Below are 15710 nucleotides of genomic sequence, written 5' to 3' on the forward strand. Positions count from 1 at the left end.
CAGCGGCGGGCAAGGTCAGACAACGACGTCCGGCAGTTCCTTCTCCGACCACTCGCCAGCGCGGCGCCCGATCAAGGGCTTGAGGTTGTCGGCATTCTCGCGCGCCATGGCCCGCACAAGCGTGTCCTTGATGCGCCCAATCAGGCCGGGCCCTTCGAAGACGAGCGCGGTGTAAAGCTGGATCAGCGAGGCACCGGCTTCGATCTTGGCCAGCGCCGCCTCGCCGGAATCGAGCCCGCCGACGCCAATCAGCGGCAGCCGTCCTTCGGTGGCTTGATGGACGCGCGCCAGCATGCGGGTCGTACGTAGGAACGCGGGACGCCCGGACATGCCGCCCGCCTCGCGGAGAAGCGTTTCATCGCGCAAATTATCCCGCGCCAGCGTGGTGTTGGAAACGATAATCCCGTCGGCCTCATTCTGTTCGATCACGGCGGCCACTTCCGGCAAATCGGCATCGGCGAGATCCGGCGCGAGCTTCACCAGGAGCGGCGGGGCTTTCGGCCCAAGCGCTTTGCGTGCCTCCTGCACTTTACCGAGCAGCGCATCGAGCTTGCGCGGTGCTTGCAGGTCGCGCAGGCCCGGCGTGTTGGGCGAGGAGATATTGATCGTGAAATAGTCCGCCACGGGTGCCATGCGCGTGATGCCGTCGGCGTAATCGGCGATGCGGTCGGTGCTGTCGCGGTTGGCGCCGAGATTGACGCCGACGATTCCGCGCGGGCGCCTCGCCAGACGTGTCAGCGCCGCGTCCTGGCCTTCATTGTTGAAGCCGAGGCGATTGACGATGGCGCGGTCCCGATGGGAGCGGAACAAGCGCGGGGCCGGATTGCCGGATTGCGCACGCGGCGTGAGCGTACCCACCTCGACGAAACCGAACCCCATCTCCAAGAGCTGGTGCGGTACGCGCGCATCCTTGTCGAAGCCGGGCGCCATGCCGATGGGATTGGGAAAGTCGAGGCCGAATACGGCCTGCTTCAGGCGTGGATCGTCGGAGCCGGAACTGCGTGGATAAACCCCGAGTTCGAGCGTCTTGAGCGTGAGATCGTGAGCGCGCTCCGGATCGAGCGCCAGCAGCAGCGTCTGGCCCAGCCCGAACAGCCCGCTCAACCCGCCACTCCTTCCGGCAGAAAGCCCTCAGGCAGGATGTGCTGCTCGTCATCGTCGAGCGGCAGCGGATTGGCGGAAAGGATCGCATCCAGCGGCATCGCGCCATAAAGATGCGGGAACAGGTCGCCGCCGCGCGACGGCTCCCATTTGAGCCCAGCGCCCAGACGGTCGGGGTCGAGCGCGACGAGCAGCAAGTCCTCCTGGCCGGCAAAATGCTTGGCCAAGGTGTCCTCCACCTGGTGGCCCGCGGACAGATGGATGAACCCGTCACGCAAATCATCCCCTGTCCCAAGGAATCGCCCCTCGCCCTTCGCTGCCTCCAGGGCAGCCTCGACAAGCACTTTGTAGACGGGCGCGGGCATGGCGGGAGACTAGCGGGAGCGGCATGCCCCAACAAGGAAGGCCGTCCACGGCGGCCGAAAGGGAGTGGACAACGGGAGCGTTTGAGCGATAATTTTAAGAATAGGTATTTTTCCCTATGAGTCCCGCTTTTCCGAGGAGCCTGCCGTGACAAGGCTCACCCATGCCCGGGTTTGGTCGGCCATCGACGCGCTGGCGAAGCGCTATGGCCTGTCGCCGTCCGGACTCGCCAAGCAGGCGGGGCTAGATCCCACCGCCTTCAACAAATCCAAGCGGGTCACGGGCGAGGGTCGGCCCCGCTGGCCCACCACCGAGAGCATCGCCAAGGTGCTGCGGGCGACGGGGGCCGATTTTGACGACTTTACCGCCCTCATCGGCGCCGAGCGCCGCGAGCCGGCCCTGCCGATCCCGCTGATCGGCATGACGCAAGCGGGCGGCGGCGGGTTCTTCGACGACGGCGGCTTTCCCGTGGGCGGCGGCTGGGACCATATCCGCTTCCCGCGCGTGGACGACGACAACGCCTATGCGCTCGAAGTCGCCGGCGACAGTATGGCGCCGCTCTACCGGGCCGGGGATATCCTCATCGTTTCGCCGAACGCCGCGCCGCGCAAAGGCGACCGCGTGATGCTGCGCACCACGGACGGCGAGGTGATGGCCAAGATGCTGGTCCGGCGCACAGCCAAGACGATCGAGCTGGCTTCGCTCAACCCGGCGCACCCCGACCTCGTGTTTCCCGTGGAACGGATCGCCTGGATTGCGCGCATTATCTGGGCCAGCCAATAAGGCGTAAGGGCGCTCTTAAAGCCACCGCGCAAGGCGGCTATGATCTGAACGTCATGTCGATCGCGTCTCGTCTTGTCACCGCCCTCGTCGGCGTATTGCTCATCTGGTTCTTCTGGCCGTTCGGCGAGAGCGAGGAAGTGGTGCAGACCGTGACGCCGCCGCCGACCGGGCATGAGCGCCTCTTCACCACAAAACTGCCGGAGGAGACCCCGCCAAAGCCGGCGCCCAGAGCCGCCTCACCCGAGGCAGCCCCACCCAAGGCCGCCCCGAAGACAGAAGCAGAGACGGACGGCGAAGCTCCTGAGGCCAAAACGCTTGAAGACAAGACACCTGACGACAAGACGCCTGACGACACGGCATCTGAGGACAAGGCATCAAAGAACACGAAGACCGCTGCCGTGGCCGTGTCGCCTAAGCTCAAACCGAAACGCTTCTACCGCGTGCGGGTGCTCGACAGCGGCACGCTCGAGGCAAGCGGCCGCGTCATCAAGCTTGACGGTATCAACCCGATCCCAAGCGACGAAACCTGCAATGACAAGAGCGGCACGAAATGGCTCTGCGGCACGCGAGCGCGGCTGGCACTGACGCGGTTCATCCGCGGCCGCGCCGTGGTCTGCAAGGTGCCGGAGAAGGATAAGGCGAAGGCGCTGACGGCACGGTGCAGCCTGGCGAGCAAGGACCTCTCCGTGTGGGTGGCCGCGCAAGGGTGGGCCAAGCCGGCCGCGCCTCCAAAACCGAAAATCGCCAAAGCCGCGGACCAGGCGCGCAAGAAGAAGATCGGTATCTGGCGCTAAGCCGCGAGCTCGCCTGACAGCGCCTTTGCGATCAGCGCGCGGGTCTCGGGGATGCCGTACAGCTCCACGAACGAACCGAAGCGCGGGCCTTGCGTCTGGCCGAGCAGCACCTGGTAGAGCGCCTGGAACCAATCGCGCAACGGCTCGAAGCCGTGCTCCTTGCCGACCGCATAGACCTCGTTCTGGATTTCCTCGGCCAAAATCTTCTCCGGCAACGCGGCGAGGCGCGCATCGAGATCGGTTAGCGCCGCCCTCTCCTTTTCGGAGGGCGCGCGATAGGCCTTCGACGGCTTCACGAAATCATGGAAGTAGCGGATGGCGTAGCCCACGAGTTCGTCGAGCAGAGGATGACCTTCCGGCGTCGCGTCGGGCGTGTAGCGGCGGATGAAGCCCCACAGCACGTCGCGATCCTCCGAGTTGGAGGCCGAGGCGAGATTGAGCAGAAGCGCGAAACTAATGGGCAGCTCGGCTTCCGGCGGGTTGCCGCCATGGATGTGCCACACCGGGTTCATCAGCTTCGGCGCCTGCTCTTCTTTCTGGTAGGCGGCGAGATGGCCGACATATTCGTCGACGGCGCGGGGGATCACATCGAAATAGAGCCGCTTTGCCTTTCGCGGGCTCTGATACATGTAGAGCGCGAGACTCTCCGGCGAGGCGTAGCTGAGCCATTCCTCGATGGTGATGCCGTTGCCGCGCGACTTGGAGATCTTCTCGCCGTTCTCGTCGAGAAACAGTTCGTAGTTGAAGCCCTCGGGCTGCTGACGTCCGAGAATGCGGCAGATGCGGCCCGACAGGCGCACCGAGTCGATCAGGTCCTTGCCCGCCATTTCGTAATCGACGCCAAGCGCCGCCCAGCGCATGGCCCAGTCCGCCTTCCATTGCAGCTTGCAATGGCCGCGCATCACGGGTGTATGCGTGAGCTTGTCCGTGTCGGGGTCCTTGTAGACGATGGAGCCGGAGGCCAGATCGCGATCGATGACCGGCACCTGCAACACCTTGCCGGTCGCCGGCGAGATCGGCAGGAAGGGGCTGTAGGTGGCGCGGCGCTCCGGCCCTAAGGTCGGCAGGATGACATCGCGAATAGCGTCGTAGTTCTCCAGCACCTTTAGCAAGGTCGCATCGAACCGTCCCGACGTGTAGCACTCCGTTGCTGACAGAAACTCGTAGTCGAAACCGAACGTATCGAGGAACGCTTTCAGACGCGCATTGTTGTTCTGGCCGAAGCTCGGATACTCGCCGAAGGGATCGGGCACCTGTGTCAGCGGCTTGCCGAGATGCTCGGCAATGATATCCTTGTTGGGGATGTTGTCCGGCACTTTGCGCAAGCCGTCCAAGTCGTCGGAAAAACAGATCAGCCGGGTCGGGACCTTGTCCTCGGTGAGCACGCGGAAGGCGTGACGTACCATGGTCGTCCGCGCCACCTCACCGAACGTGCCGATATGCGGGAGCCCTGAAGGCCCGTAGCCGGTCTCGAAGATGATCGGCCCGGTCGGCTCCGGGATCCGTTTCAGCCGGCTGAGAACTTTCCGCGCCTCTTCGAAGGGCCAGGCCTTGCTCACATGGGCGTGGGCGAGGAGCTCGGAGTTGATCTCAATGGGTGCAGGGGCCGTCTGTTTGGCCGTATCGGACTTGGACATCGGAGAAGTCAGTATCCAACGCTGTGGCGGGAGGGTACGCCCGACAAATTTCACAGTTTCCGGCCCGATGCCAGTCTTTCCGGCCACTTTCCTCTTGGGCTGGCGCTTGCCGGACCGTAAGCAATTGCCTACCGTCGCGCCGGCCTAGCCCACCAGAGGGAATCTAAAGAGAGGTGATACGCCGATGACCCAGCCTTTGGACCATCACGACGCCCTGATCTACACGATGGTCACGATTTCGGCCGTGGATCGCGCCATGACCGACGCCGAGCTGGCCCGTATCGGCGAGATCGTATCGAATCTGCCGGTTTTCGACCTGTACGACGCCGACAAGCTGGTCCCGGCCTCGCGGGCTTGCGGTGAGATCCTGAGCGGCGACAGCGGGCTTCAGCTGGTTCTGGAGTTGATTCGCGACACCCTGCCGACGAAGCTCCGCGAGACGGCCTACGCCGTCGCGCTCGAGGTCGCGGCGGCCGACCTTTTTGTGCGGCCCGAGGAAACACGCTTCCTCGAAATGCTGGCCGATACGCTCGATCTCGACAAGCTGACCACGGCGGCCATCGAGCGCGGTATCCGCTCGCGCAATACGGTCATCTAAGCCCTCTTCCGCACTTTACCAATTTCCAACGCTGACGCGCGCGACCGGCGCGCGCAGCTTCACTTGTTGGTATAGTCGCGCTTCCGTCGCGTGTTCCGATTGAAGGAGGTCTGTTATGTGGGGTTTGGAGCGAAAGCCGTCCCGGTTCGCACGGGATCTCGACCTAGGCGATGTTCACGACCAGCTCGATGCGCTGCGCGGCTTCGTGCAGGAATTGTCGCGGGACGTCGGACAGGACGCCAGGAGCTCGTACGGACGCGCCCGCGACATGGCAGCCGAGGCGGCGCGCGATGCCGAAGAGACCATGAAGGACAACCTTGCGGCCTCGCTTCTGTTGGCGCTCGGACTTGGCGTGGCGGTCGGCTACTTCATCAGCCGTGGGCGAAAATAGCGATCAGCGGGACAGCTTGGCCGCGCCCGAGTAGAGCGCGCCGCCGATTACGCACGGTACGGCAATCTGGGCTTGGCCCAAGGCCGTAGCCGCCATGCAGCCCGTGGCGATGGCGATCGAACCCGCGGTCATGCCTTTCGACATGCCGGCCTCGGCGGTGAGCTGCTGCCTCTCGGCATCCTCGATCGCACCGTATTGCTCTTTGCGTATCTTCTCGGCCTCGAACAGTTCGGCCGCCTTGATCACATCGTTCAGAGGCTTGGCGATTTCCTCCGGCTGGTTCGGAACCTCCGAGCGGTAAAGGTTGATCAGGTCGCGGTCGCGTTCCGCATAGGACGCCAGCGTCCATTTGGCGGTGCCGCCCGTCGTGACCATGTCGAGATTTTTCGCCGTCGAACCCCACCCGGACGTGAGCTTGCCGAAGAAGCCTTCCTCGCTGGCGCCCTTGGACCATTGCAACGCCGGCAGAATGCGTATGACCGGCTCGTGCTGCCCGGTGGCGGCGTAGTAGCCCCAATGGGCATAGACGGCTTGCGCCCCGCCAAGCTCCAAGCCGAGCTTCTGCAAGGTCGGGCGGCGCCCATTGATAAAGTCCTCAATGAGCGGCTGGCGAAGCGGCATCTTGTCGGCATTCTTCGTCAGCAGGTCCTGCCAATCAGGGCGCCCCGAATAGGCGATCGCCCGGATGATGACCTCCTGCTCCTTTGGCGGCATGGGAAACATCCGGGGGATGAGCCCCGGGCCATCGTTCGGATTGGTACCGAGCACGCCCGCGATGAAGCCGGCGCAGAACCAGCGCTGCTCTTCGTCTTTGAACAGCCCATGGTCGCGCATGGCGTGGACGGCGTCGGGCACTTTCCAATATTCCGGGCGATCCCGGTAGTTCGACACCCAATCCAGCAGCCGCTCGGCGGACGAGAACTCCGATGGCGACGACGCGGCCGGTGCCGTGCCTGCCGGAGGCGTGCTCAAGGTCGGCCGCGCGTAGATGTGCTGAGGTGCCACCTGCTGCGGTGAGACGGGCCTGATCTGTTGGGTCCGCACGACGGCACGCTGCTGGGGCGGCGGCGGGGCCACCTCCTCGCGTGCGGTCGTGTCCTCGCTGGAAGGCTGCACGGCTGGCGATTCCGGTGGGCTCAAGCGCCGGGGCGAGACCGTGCTCTTGGAGACGGAGCTGCTGTTCTGCGCAAGGAACACCGCACCGGACTGAGCGGCGCAAGGCGTTGCCGCACTGAGAACGCCGATGGCGGCGAGCGCTAAAGTCGTGGCGATACGCATGTCATCAGCTTCCTCCCCCAGACCCTGAAGTGCTGACGAATTACACGAATATAGTTAATGCCCGCGGGCCCCCGGCCAACGGGCAACATCATGATTTTCAATCGTTTCGTGGCGATATGAAGGCCGGCCGGTTAACCATAACAAAAGGTTACCGCCATTTAGGCTGTTTCCAGGCCTGGTTGACCGACCGCCCTCCCGAACTTTGCGTCACAGAAGGGCGGCCGGGGCCTCGCACTTACGCCGCTAGGGAGCGATCCTTTACGCGCGAGGGAGACCCTCGTGTCCGTTGCGCATCTCCTGGGTCACGTTGGCAGCTCTTGTTTGTCTCAAAACGCGGGTTCGTTTCCTGTTGCAAGCAATGTGGGCGCTTCGGTAGCATTATTCCAATCGATAGGATCGATGATGAGTATCGATCACGCTAATTTAGGACGGCTCGACCTCAATCTCCTGGTCGCCTTCGATGCGCTTTTGACCGAGCGCAGCGTGACACGCGCCGCCGCCCGCGTCGGTCTCGGCCAATCGGCCATGAGCCACAACCTCGCCCGCCTGAGAACGCTCTTCGGGGATGAACTGTTCACCCGTGGCGGCGACGGAATGCGCCCCACGCCCCGGGCCATGGCCCTGGCGGACCCGATCCGGCTGACTTTGGCGCAAGTTCAATCGGCCGTGCTTCAGCGGGAGGACTTCGATCCGGCCACGGCCCACCGTGTCTTTCGGATTGGGCTTGCAGACTCCATCGAGGTCGCTGTCATCCCGGCCCTCATCGAACGCCTGCAAGCCATCGCGCCCGGGGTTGAGCTCCGCCTGAGCTCGACCAATCACATGAGCATTCTGGAGGAACTCGACAGCGGCAACCTGGATCTCGGTATTGGCGTGTTCGACCAGGGTCAAACGCATCACAAGCGCCGCCATCTTTATACGGACAGCTTTCTCTGCCTGTTCAGCCCCGAGCAGCTCGAGTTTGCGCCACCTATTTCCTTGCAAGACTACCTTCGGTGGCCGCACGTGCTCACCAGCCTTGGCGAAGCGCGCGGCGCGGTGGATGAAGCCCTGGCAAAGCACAAGCTTCGCCGCAATATCGTTGTGACTACACCAGGCTTCATGGCCGTACCGTTCATCGTTCGCCGCTCACGCGTCATCACGACGATGCCGTCACGCTTAGCGCGGTACTTCTCAGAGGCCTTCGGGCTGGCCACGAGCCCCGTCCCGATCGAACTGCCGAACTTCACCATCTCTCTGCTCTGGCATACAAGTTTCGATCACGATCCGGGACATTTGTGGCTGCGCCAGACCGTGGCAGGCGTTGCCCCCGACAGCAGTTTGGCGCTTTGATGCGCCCTCCGGATGTGGACAAATGCCGTTTTTTCCGGGCGGCGGTTGCATATTAGCTTCATCATCGACGCGGAATTGAAGCACGTGGAGCTCGCCACCGTGGCGAGGCTGCCGGTGCAACCCCGAAGGAGGGACTTTCATGGCTGAGACAGCAGCTGCAAAGGATCGATCGTCAACTGCGCTGAGCGAAGTCTTGGCCGATAGCTGGTGGGCCGTAGGCTTGCGGGGCCTTTTGGGCATCGCTTTCGGCCTGATCTGCCTCCTTGTCCCCGCGGCCGCGATCCTCGCCCTGATCCTCCTGTTCTCCGCCTACATGCTGGTGGACGGCGTGCTTGCGATTGTTTCGGGCATCAAGGCCGCCCGTAACGGCGAGCGGTGGGGTCTGTTGATCCTCGAAGGCATTGTCGATCTTGCCGCCGGCATCATTGCCTTTCTGTGGCCGGCGATCACCACAGTCGCCTTTGTCATCCTTATCGCCGTGTGGGCCATCATCTCCGGCGTCCTAATGATCACCGCCGCCCTCGCCTTGAAGATCGACCATGGGCGGTGGTGGCTTGCGCTTGCCGGCATCGCGTCTGTGATTTTCGGCATCGTGCTGCTCGTGGCGCCCGTCGTCGGTGCCGTGGTGCTGACATGGTGGCTTGGCGCCTACGCGATCGTGTTCGGCATCTTCCTCCTCGTCCTTGCCTTCCAGCTTCATGGCAAGAAGGAGGACCAGGCCACGCCGAAGAAGACGCCGGCGAAAAGCGCGGCGCGCAAAGCACCCGCTACAAAGACAGCCGCCAAGAAGGCCCCGGCGAAAAAGGCCGCGGCTAAGAGGGCTCCAGCCAAGAAGAAGACCCGCGCCAAGAAGGCCTCGGCTAGGAGAGCTCCAGCCAAGAAGAAGAGCCGCGCCAGGAAGGCTCGCGCCTAGTAGCTACGAAGGGGCGGCTCGCTTGCGCCGCCCTTTCCTCTCGTGCCTCTGAACTCGCGCCGTTTTGATCGCGCCCATGGTTGTCGCAGCCAGGGCGGCGCGGCACACTGGCCGCCATGCAGAACGTCTTCGACCAGAGCGACGGCCTGATCCGTCTCGGCGTCTTTGCCGGCGTTTTCCTCGTGATGGCGCTCGTCGAGTTCGCCTGGCCGAAGCGGACACTTGTCGCCTCGAAGGGGCGCCGCTGGCTCACTAATCTCGGTATCAGCGTGACCGCGAATGTGGTGCTGCGGGCGATGGCGGCGTTAGCCGTGCCCATCGCGGCCATCGCCGCCGCGTTCTACGCACAGGCAAACGGGATAGGACTTCTCAACGCGGTCAATTGGCCGGGTTGGATCAAGATCGTCATTGCGCTTGTGGTGTTCGATCTCGCCATTTGGGCGCAGCATCTCGTCTCCCACAAGGTCCCGATCCTCTGGCGCTTGCACAAGGTGCATCACGCCGATCGCGATATCGACGTCACGACGGCGGTGCGTTTTCATCCGTTTGAGATCGCCTTGTCGATGCTCTGGAAGATCGTCGTGGTGGTGCCGCTCGGCGCCTCGCCGTTTGCGGTGTTCCTGTTCGAGGTCATCCTCAATGGCTGCGCCATGTTCAATCATGCCAATGTCGCGCTTCCCGCTTGGCTCGACCGCACTTTGCGTCTGTTCATCGTGACCCCCGACATGCATCGCGTGCATCACTCTGTGCTGCGCCGGGAGCATGACTCAAACTACGGCTTCAATCTCTCGCTTTGGGATCGGCTGTTCCGCACCTACACGGCGCAACCCGAGGGCGGGCATCAGCGCATGAAGATCGGACTGACGCCCTACCAAAGCGAGGACCCGTCCCGTTTCGGTTGGAGTCTGTTGCTGCCGTTTTGGCCCGGGGGTGGAAACACGGCCACGACAGAGGTGTCTAAGGAACAACTGCAAGGCGGCGCACATCGCGACGGCGACGCCGCCTAGAAAAAGCTCATCTAGAAGAAGCTCATCTAGAAGAAGCTCATGGGGAAGTAGCGCAGGAACAGTTCCTCGTAGCGGCCGCTCGCGTGCACCTGCTCCAGCCCATAGGTCAGGATCTCCGCCATCTTGCGGTTGCCCTTCTTCACGGCAATGCCGACACCTTCTCCGAAATACTTGGCATCAAGGTACGGCCCACCGCGAAACTCGCAGCACGCTTGGCTTTCCGCGCCGTTTAGCCAGAACGTCAAACTCACGCCGTCGCCAAAGATGAGATCGATCGCGCCGTCGCCAAGCGCCTTCTGTGCGTCCTCGGCGCTGTCGAAGGCGGCTATCGCGCTCTTGCGGAAGAACTTCTTCAGATACGCCTCATGGCCCGTCCCTTTTTGGACGCCAATCTTCAGGCCCTCCACGGTTTCAGGCCGGATATCTTGGTTGTCACTGCCCTTTCGGCCAGCGAAGCGCGCCGGGGTGGCGTAGTATCGGGAGGAAAAGTCCGCCGCCTTAAGCGCCTCTTCGGTGATGCGGATCGAGGCGATCGCCGCATCGGCCTCGCCGCGGTCAAGTGACGGGATCAGGTCATTCCAATTCGTGGGGTCGATCTCACACTGAACTTCGAGGACCTCGCAGATGGCTCTGGCGAGATCGACGTTGAAGCCGGTCAACGCGCCCACCTCGTCGTAGTAGTGGAACGGCGGATAGTCCGAATCGGTGATGAAGCGAATCCGCTGCACCGTCTTCAAGTCGGGCTTCGGGCGAAGCGCGTCCCCCTGCCAGCTGTCGGGGACGATCATGGTGCTCTTCGCCTGCGCGTGCGCATCGGCCGCCCACAGGCTCAAGCCAACAATGACCACCGCCGCCAGCGGGGCAAGAATCACGTTTCGCATCGTCAATTGAGAACTCGTTCCGCCGCGTGCCTTCTACATGTTCCTCTTAGCGCGGCTTCGCCGACGCCGCCAGAGCGATGCATCCTGTTAAACGTGTATTGTTCTACATCTCTACTATTACGTGTTTTTTGGGTTGTCTTCGCTTTGGCTTTGCAAGCGTCTTGGGCTTCTCCAGTCCGCCGATATGTAAGGCGCTTACCTTCGATGCCTTCCATGATCGCATCGACGCGCATCTTGTCGTTGATGCCTAGAGCGGAGCGGCGGTTGCAGCGAAAATCGAACGGCAATGTAGCGATGCAGATAGGCCTAGCCGCAATGTTGATAAGCGCCTTTGATGCCGCGCTTGAAGATCGAAAAATAGCCTTCGACGGTGTTGGTGTGAACATCGCCGCGAGCGCACTCCTTAGTAGAGTGCTTCACGGTCTAGTGGCTGGCGAACTCACCGCCCACGTCCTTGTATCGACGGCCTTCATCGGTAAACAGCTTGGTCTCGCGGTCCAAGTTCCCGCGCAAACCAAGGGCCAACCTCGAAGAGGCAGAAGGTTCAATGAACCACCCAACCAAAAAACCATCTCAGCCTAGTCATTGAAAAATTGGAGCGGGTGAGGCGAATCGAACGCCCGACACGTAGCTTGGGAAGCTACTGCTCTACCACTGAGCTACACCCGCAGCCATTTGCCCTATTACAACGAAAAGAGAACAACAAAAAGGAAATGCCCCTTCACAGAGTGGTGAAGCCATCGGGTCTTGCGGTTCAGGGCCAGGCACTTGTTAATGCGCGGAGTTGGAGGGCTCGATGATCGACGCCGCGCTCGTTGAGAGCCAAGAAAAATTCGACAATCCCGACCGGACCGCCATGGGCGAGCGCCGCGCGCGCGTGCAGCTGGCTGCGTTGCGGACCCTGTGGATCAATACCGGCAGCCTGTGCAACATCGCTTGCCGCAATTGCTACATCGAGTCGAGCCCAGAGAACGATAGGCTGGCTTACATCTCACGTGCCGAAACGCACGGCTATCTCGACGAGATCGCGGCGGACGGCTGGCCCGTGACCGAGATCGGCTTCACCGGCGGCGAACCTTTTATGAATCCGGACATGCTCGGCATGCTCGAAGACGTGCTGACCGGCGGCTTCTCGGCGTTGGTGCTCACCAATGCCATGCAACCCATGTTGCGTCCGCGCATACGCGACGGCCTTCTTCGCCTGCGAGAGGCATACGGTCCGCGTCTTGCCATGCGGGTGAGCCTCGACCACTACTCCAAAGCGCTGCACGAGGAAGAACGCGGAGCCCACACCTACGACAAGACGGTCGAGGGAATTGACTGGCTCGCCGCGAACGGGTTTTCGCTGACGCTCGCAGGGCGCACCTGCTGGGGCGAAAGTGAAGGGCGCGCACGGGCCGGCTACGCCGCGCTAATCGCCGAACGCGCCTGGCCGGTCGACGCGGAGGACCCCGCCGCCCTCGTGCTGTTTCCCGAGATGGACGAACACGCTGACGTGCCCGAGATCACAGAAAACTGCTGGGGCATCCTCGGCAAATCCCCGGCCGAAGTGATGTGCGCCACGAGCCGCATGGTGATAAAGCGGCGCGGCGCGGAGACGCCCATGGTGCTGCCTTGTACGCTGCTCCCTTACGATCCGACCTTCGAGATGGGCGCGACCCTGGCCGGGGCATCGCATGCCGATGGCGGCATGTTCGACCACGGCGCAGTAAAGCTCTGCCACCCACATTGCGCCAAGTTCTGCGTCCTTGGCGGCGGCGCATGCTCCGCGTAACGTAAGGACCGACATGCCGCTGACACGACGCGAGACACTTGGACTGGCCGGCGCCGCGTTTGCGGGCGCCGTTCTACCGTCCGGCTCGAAGGCAGAACAGAAGAAGATCAATACGGTGATCTTCGATGCGTTCACGATCTTCGATCCGCGCCCGGTCTTCGACAGTCTCGAAGAGATCGCGCCGGGCCGCGCCAAGGAGCTCGGCAATCTGTGGCGCACGCGGCAGTTCGAGTACACGTGGCTGAGGACGGTCGCGAGCGAGTACGAGGATTTCTGGAAAGTGACGCGCGACGGGCTCGTCTATGCGGCCGAAGCGCTTCATATTCCGCTCTCCCCCCGCAAGGCGCAGCAAATCATGAACGGCTATCTTCAGCTCCAGGCTTGGCCGGACTCCAAGGTCGCGCTGGAGACGCTGAAGGAGCAAGGGCTCAAGCTTGCGTTTCTGTCGAACTTGACGCCACGCATGTTGAACGCGGCGATCGGAAGTTCAGGTCTTAGCGGCATGTTCGCCAAGGCCATCAGCACCGACGCGGTGCGCACGTTCAAACCCGACCCGCGCGCCTATCGCTTGGCCGTTGAAGTGCTGCGCACGCCGCGGGACCGCATTCTCTTCGCACCGTTCGCCGGCTGGGATGCGGCCGGCGGAAAGTGGTTCGGTTACGAGACGTTCTGGGTGAACCGCCTGGGCACGCCACCCGAAGTTCTCGGCGTGAAGGCCGACGGCATGAGCCGTAACCTGGACGGCCTCGTCGAGTATTTACGGCTGCGCGGCTGACGCTTCTTCACCGGCCTTGATCTCGAAGGGAAGGCTGAACGTCGCCGACTTGTCACTGTTCTCGTCGGCAAATTTCAGCTCGGCCTCGTATTTCCCCGCGGGCGCCTCGGTGAAATCGATGGTCACCGCCGCCATGATCTCTAGGTTTTCTTCGTGGCTATCGAAGGTGAAGGTGGCAAAGCCGTCCTGCTGCCCGATAACCGTGCCTTCCTCATCCTTCAGGACAAGGTCTACCGTGAGCGCGGCGTGGTTCAGGGCGTCTTTCGGCTTCCAAGTAAACCCAACTGGCTCGACATAGAGGATCAGCTTCTCGCCCGGCTTGAAGACGCTGTCCGGCCGCGGATTGTAGATGCCGAAGCCCGTGGGCGGCTTGGTGACGAAAAGCGCCTTGCGGAACAGCAGCGGACCGTCGTTCCACACCTGTAGCGCCGCTTTGCGCATCGTGTCGTAGGCTTCGAGGTTCTTGCCATCCTTGGCATCGCTCTGCGCCTGCTTGGCCAAGCCGGTCAGGTTTTCTGCAACGGCAGTGCTCCCGAAGCTCGCGCCGGCAAATACCCCAAGCGCCAAGATAAATGCCGCATGCTTCATGTTCGCCTCCAAAAACCGCCGTTTGATTGTATAGCTGGACCATCGCATACCGCTTGGATACGCGCTACCGGTGCGATGGTTCCTGTGGAGCCGCCAGTGAGGCCGCTCAGAACGGGTTGTTCTCCGATTTTCCCCGCGTGGCAAAGAATTCGCGCGCGATGGCGAAAACCACGGGGCTCAGCAACGCGAGCGCGATCAGGTTGGGGATGGCCATGAGCGCATTCAGCGTGTCGGCCAGGAGCCAGACGAAGCTGAGCTTCACCGTGGCGCCGGCGATGGGCGCAAGCGACCACACAATTCGGAATGGGATGATGGCCTTGACGCCGAGAAGATATTGCCACGACCGCTCGCAGTAGTAACTCCAGCCAATCAGCGTGGTAAACGCGAAGACCGCGAGCGCGATGGCAATTATCTCGCTGCCCACACCCGGCAGCGCCGTCTCGAATGCGAGGGATGTCAGTTCGGCGCCCGTCTTGCCGCTAGTCCACGCTCCCGTCGTCAGGATCACCAGCGCGGTGAAGGTGCAGACGATGATGGTGTCGATGAAGGTTCCGAGCATGGCAACGAGGCCTTGACTCACCGGCCCCTTGCACTCGGCGGCGGCATGGGCGATGGGGGCGGAGCCGAGCCCTGCCTCGTTGGAGAAGATGCCGCGCGCAACGCCGAAGCGGATTGCGGCCCACACGGCCGCGCCGGCGAAGCCGCCTGTCGCCGCGATGGGCGAGAAGGCATGGGCGAAGATCAGGCGAAAGGCGTCCGGCACAGCGTGGATGTTCAGCAAAATAACTACAAGGCCGGCGCCGACATAGGTGATCGCCATGACCGGCACGAGCGTGCCGGCGAACGCGGCGATGCGATGAACGCCGCCGAAGAGCACCGATCCGACCAGGATCGCCAGCATGACGCCCGTCGTCCAAAATGGGACCCCAAAGGCGGCCTCCAGCGCGTCGGCCACGGAGTTAGCCTGTACCGTGTTGCCGATGCCGAAGCCGGCAAATCCGGCGAACAGCGCGAAACAGGCGCCGAGCCAAGCCCAGCGGGGGCCGAGGCCGTTCTTGATGTAGTACATGGGGCCGCCGACATACACGCCGCGCTCGTCGACTTCGCGATAACGCACCGCGAGCACGGCCTCGGCGAACTTGGTGGCCATGCCGACCAGCGCCGTCATCCACATCCAGAACACCGCGCCCGGTCCGCCGATAAAGATGGCGGTGGCGACGCCGGCAATATTGCCGGTGCCGATGGTCGCGGCGAGCGCCGTCATCAGCGCGTTGAACGGGGTGATCTCGCCTTTGCCTTCGGCGGCGCGACCGCGCCACAGCATCCACAGGGCCAAGGGCAGATTGCGCAAGGTGCGGAAGCGCAGACCGATGGTAAGAAAGATGCCGACGCCGAGCAGGAGAACCAGCATGGGCACGCCCCATACGATACCGCTCAGCCATTTCACGGCCGATGTAAGCGCTTCCATTCCGAACCCCCGTCGTCGTTTGGATTG

General features: G+C 62.8%; 16 protein-coding genes, 1 tRNA gene and 1 pseudogene. 9 read left to right on the forward strand and 9 right to left on the reverse strand.

Annotated features, from left to right (window positions below):
* Nucleotides 1-15: 15 nt before the first annotated feature.
* Together ABY454_RS01800 and ABY454_RS01805 are read right to left on the reverse strand one after the other, a co-directional pair.
* Nucleotides 16-1104 (reverse strand): quinone-dependent dihydroorotate dehydrogenase, encoded by a 1089-nt coding sequence (locus ABY454_RS01800; RefSeq protein WP_372928460.1) that lies wholly within the window; start codon nt 1102-1104, stop codon nt 16-18.
* Nucleotides 1101-1466, reverse strand: a complete 366-nt coding sequence (locus ABY454_RS01805) for a DUF952 domain-containing protein (protein ID WP_372928461.1) — start codon at nt 1464-1466, stop codon at nt 1101-1103. The genes ABY454_RS01800 and ABY454_RS01805 overlap by 4 nt, the downstream gene beginning before the upstream one ends.
* Nucleotides 1467-1611: 145 nt before the next feature.
* Here ABY454_RS01805 and ABY454_RS01810 point away from each other — a divergent pair, with 145 nt between their 5' ends.
* Together ABY454_RS01810 and ABY454_RS01815 are read left to right on the forward strand one after the other, a co-directional pair.
* Nucleotides 1612-2247, forward strand: a complete 636-nt coding sequence (locus ABY454_RS01810; RefSeq protein WP_372928462.1) for a helix-turn-helix transcriptional regulator — start codon at nt 1612-1614, stop codon at nt 2245-2247.
* Nucleotides 2248-2300: 53 nt separating this feature from the next.
* The gene (locus tag ABY454_RS01815) at nt 2301-3041 is read left to right on the forward strand and encodes a thermonuclease family protein (RefSeq protein ID WP_372928463.1); all 741 of its coding nucleotides are present in this window, start codon (nt 2301-2303) and stop codon (nt 3039-3041) included.
* Here the strand turns inward: ABY454_RS01815 and ABY454_RS01820 are convergent.
* Nucleotides 3038-4678 (reverse strand): lysine--tRNA ligase, encoded by a 1641-nt coding sequence (locus tag ABY454_RS01820; protein ID WP_372928464.1) that lies wholly within the window; start codon nt 4676-4678, stop codon nt 3038-3040. The two genes, ABY454_RS01815 and ABY454_RS01820, sit on opposite strands and share 4 nt — an antisense overlap.
* Before the next feature lie 184 nt (nt 4679-4862).
* Between ABY454_RS01820 and ABY454_RS01825 the strand changes: the two genes are divergently transcribed.
* Nucleotides 4863-5276: a tellurite resistance TerB family protein gene (locus ABY454_RS01825; RefSeq protein ID WP_372928465.1), complete on the forward strand. Its 414-nt coding sequence runs from the start codon at nt 4863-4865 to the stop codon at nt 5274-5276.
* A gap of 115 nt (nt 5277-5391) precedes the next feature.
* A complete protein-coding gene (locus ABY454_RS01830) occupies nt 5392-5667 on the forward strand; it encodes a hypothetical protein (RefSeq protein ID WP_372928466.1) in 276 nt (91 codons plus the stop codon).
* 3 nt (nt 5668-5670) lie between these two features.
* Here ABY454_RS01830 and ABY454_RS01835 read toward each other — a convergent pair whose 3' ends face one another.
* Nucleotides 5671-6945, reverse strand: coding sequence for a hypothetical protein (locus ABY454_RS01835; RefSeq protein WP_372928467.1), 1275 nt, complete (start codon nt 6943-6945; stop codon nt 5671-5673).
* 402 nt (nt 6946-7347) lie between these two features.
* Here ABY454_RS01835 and ABY454_RS01840 point away from each other — a divergent pair, with 402 nt between their 5' ends.
* The 3 genes from ABY454_RS01840 (at nt 7348) to ABY454_RS01850 (ending at nt 10197) form a co-directional block, all read left to right on the forward strand.
* On the forward strand, nt 7348-8277 hold the full coding sequence (locus ABY454_RS01840; RefSeq protein WP_372928468.1) for a LysR family transcriptional regulator: 930 nt from the start codon (nt 7348-7350) through the stop codon (nt 8275-8277).
* A gap of 139 nt (nt 8278-8416) precedes the next feature.
* Nucleotides 8417-9190, forward strand: a complete 774-nt coding sequence (locus ABY454_RS01845; protein ID WP_372928469.1) for an HdeD family acid-resistance protein — start codon at nt 8417-8419, stop codon at nt 9188-9190.
* A 116-nt stretch (nt 9191-9306) separates the two neighbouring features.
* The gene (locus ABY454_RS01850) at nt 9307-10197 is read left to right on the forward strand and encodes a sterol desaturase family protein (RefSeq protein ID WP_372928470.1); all 891 of its coding nucleotides are present in this window, start codon (nt 9307-9309) and stop codon (nt 10195-10197) included.
* A 26-nt stretch (nt 10198-10223) separates the two neighbouring features.
* Here ABY454_RS01850 and ABY454_RS01855 read toward each other — a convergent pair whose 3' ends face one another.
* From ABY454_RS01855 to ABY454_RS01865, 3 genes and pseudogenes are all read right to left on the reverse strand, one after another.
* The gene (locus ABY454_RS01855) at nt 10224-11069 is read right to left on the reverse strand and encodes a transporter substrate-binding domain-containing protein (protein WP_372928471.1); all 846 of its coding nucleotides are present in this window, start codon (nt 11067-11069) and stop codon (nt 10224-10226) included.
* A gap of 164 nt (nt 11070-11233) precedes the next feature.
* Nucleotides 11234-11582: pseudogene (locus ABY454_RS01860) on the reverse strand (transposase); the annotation flags it as partial.
* Between the two features lie 90 nt (nt 11583-11672).
* A tRNA-Gly gene (locus ABY454_RS01865) sits at nt 11673-11747 on the reverse strand.
* A 127-nt stretch (nt 11748-11874) separates the two neighbouring features.
* Here ABY454_RS01865 and ABY454_RS01870 point away from each other — a divergent pair.
* Nucleotides 11875-12852, forward strand: coding sequence for a radical SAM protein (locus ABY454_RS01870; protein WP_372928472.1), 978 nt, complete (start codon nt 11875-11877; stop codon nt 12850-12852).
* Between the two features lie 13 nt (nt 12853-12865).
* The gene (locus ABY454_RS01875; RefSeq protein WP_372928473.1) at nt 12866-13627 is read left to right on the forward strand and encodes a haloacid dehalogenase type II; all 762 of its coding nucleotides are present in this window, start codon (nt 12866-12868) and stop codon (nt 13625-13627) included.
* On the opposite strand, the gene ABY454_RS01880 is transcribed toward ABY454_RS01875, so the two are convergent.
* Entirely contained in the window at nt 13610-14215 is a 606-nt protein-coding gene (locus ABY454_RS01880) for a hypothetical protein (protein ID WP_372928474.1), read from the reverse strand. The genes ABY454_RS01875 and ABY454_RS01880 overlap by 18 nt on opposite strands.
* Before the next feature lie 106 nt (nt 14216-14321).
* Nucleotides 14322-15683, reverse strand: a complete 1362-nt coding sequence (locus ABY454_RS01885) for an alanine/glycine:cation symporter family protein (protein WP_372928475.1) — start codon at nt 15681-15683, stop codon at nt 14322-14324.
* Nucleotides 15684-15710: the final 27 nt, after the last annotated feature.

The sequence above is a fragment of the Methyloceanibacter sp. genome (assembly GCF_041573655.1).
GTDB lineage: Bacteria > Pseudomonadota > Alphaproteobacteria > Rhizobiales > Methyloligellaceae > Methyloceanibacter.

What these genes read in the sequence shown, in the direction of transcription:
- ABY454_RS01805 (WP_372928461.1), bottom strand. Translation starts at nt 1,466, where the DNA reads ATGCCCGCGCCCGTCTACAAAGTGCTTGTCGAGGCTGCCCTGGAGGCA.
- ABY454_RS01815 (WP_372928463.1), top strand. Translation starts at nt 2,301, where the DNA reads ATGTCGATCGCGTCTCGTCTTGTCACCGCCCTCGTCGGCGTATTGCTC.
- ABY454_RS01820 (WP_372928464.1), bottom strand. Translation starts at nt 4,678, where the DNA reads ATGTCCAAGTCCGATACGGCCAAACAGACGGCCCCTGCACCCATTGAG.
- ABY454_RS01825 (WP_372928465.1), top strand. Translation starts at nt 4,863, where the DNA reads ATGACCCAGCCTTTGGACCATCACGACGCCCTGATCTACACGATGGTC.
- ABY454_RS01830 (WP_372928466.1), top strand. Translation starts at nt 5,392, where the DNA reads ATGTGGGGTTTGGAGCGAAAGCCGTCCCGGTTCGCACGGGATCTCGAC.
- ABY454_RS01835 (WP_372928467.1), bottom strand. Translation starts at nt 6,945, where the DNA reads ATGCGTATCGCCACGACTTTAGCGCTCGCCGCCATCGGCGTTCTCAGT.
- ABY454_RS01840 (WP_372928468.1), top strand. Translation starts at nt 7,348, where the DNA reads ATGAGTATCGATCACGCTAATTTAGGACGGCTCGACCTCAATCTCCTG.
- ABY454_RS01845 (WP_372928469.1), top strand. Translation starts at nt 8,417, where the DNA reads ATGGCTGAGACAGCAGCTGCAAAGGATCGATCGTCAACTGCGCTGAGC.
- ABY454_RS01850 (WP_372928470.1), top strand. Translation starts at nt 9,307, where the DNA reads ATGCAGAACGTCTTCGACCAGAGCGACGGCCTGATCCGTCTCGGCGTC.
- ABY454_RS01870 (WP_372928472.1), top strand. Translation starts at nt 11,875, where the DNA reads ATGATCGACGCCGCGCTCGTTGAGAGCCAAGAAAAATTCGACAATCCC.
- ABY454_RS01875 (WP_372928473.1), top strand. Translation starts at nt 12,866, where the DNA reads ATGCCGCTGACACGACGCGAGACACTTGGACTGGCCGGCGCCGCGTTT.
- ABY454_RS01880 (WP_372928474.1), bottom strand. Translation starts at nt 14,215, where the DNA reads ATGAAGCATGCGGCATTTATCTTGGCGCTTGGGGTATTTGCCGGCGCG.
- ABY454_RS01885 (WP_372928475.1), bottom strand. Translation starts at nt 15,683, where the DNA reads ATGGAAGCGCTTACATCGGCCGTGAAATGGCTGAGCGGTATCGTATGG.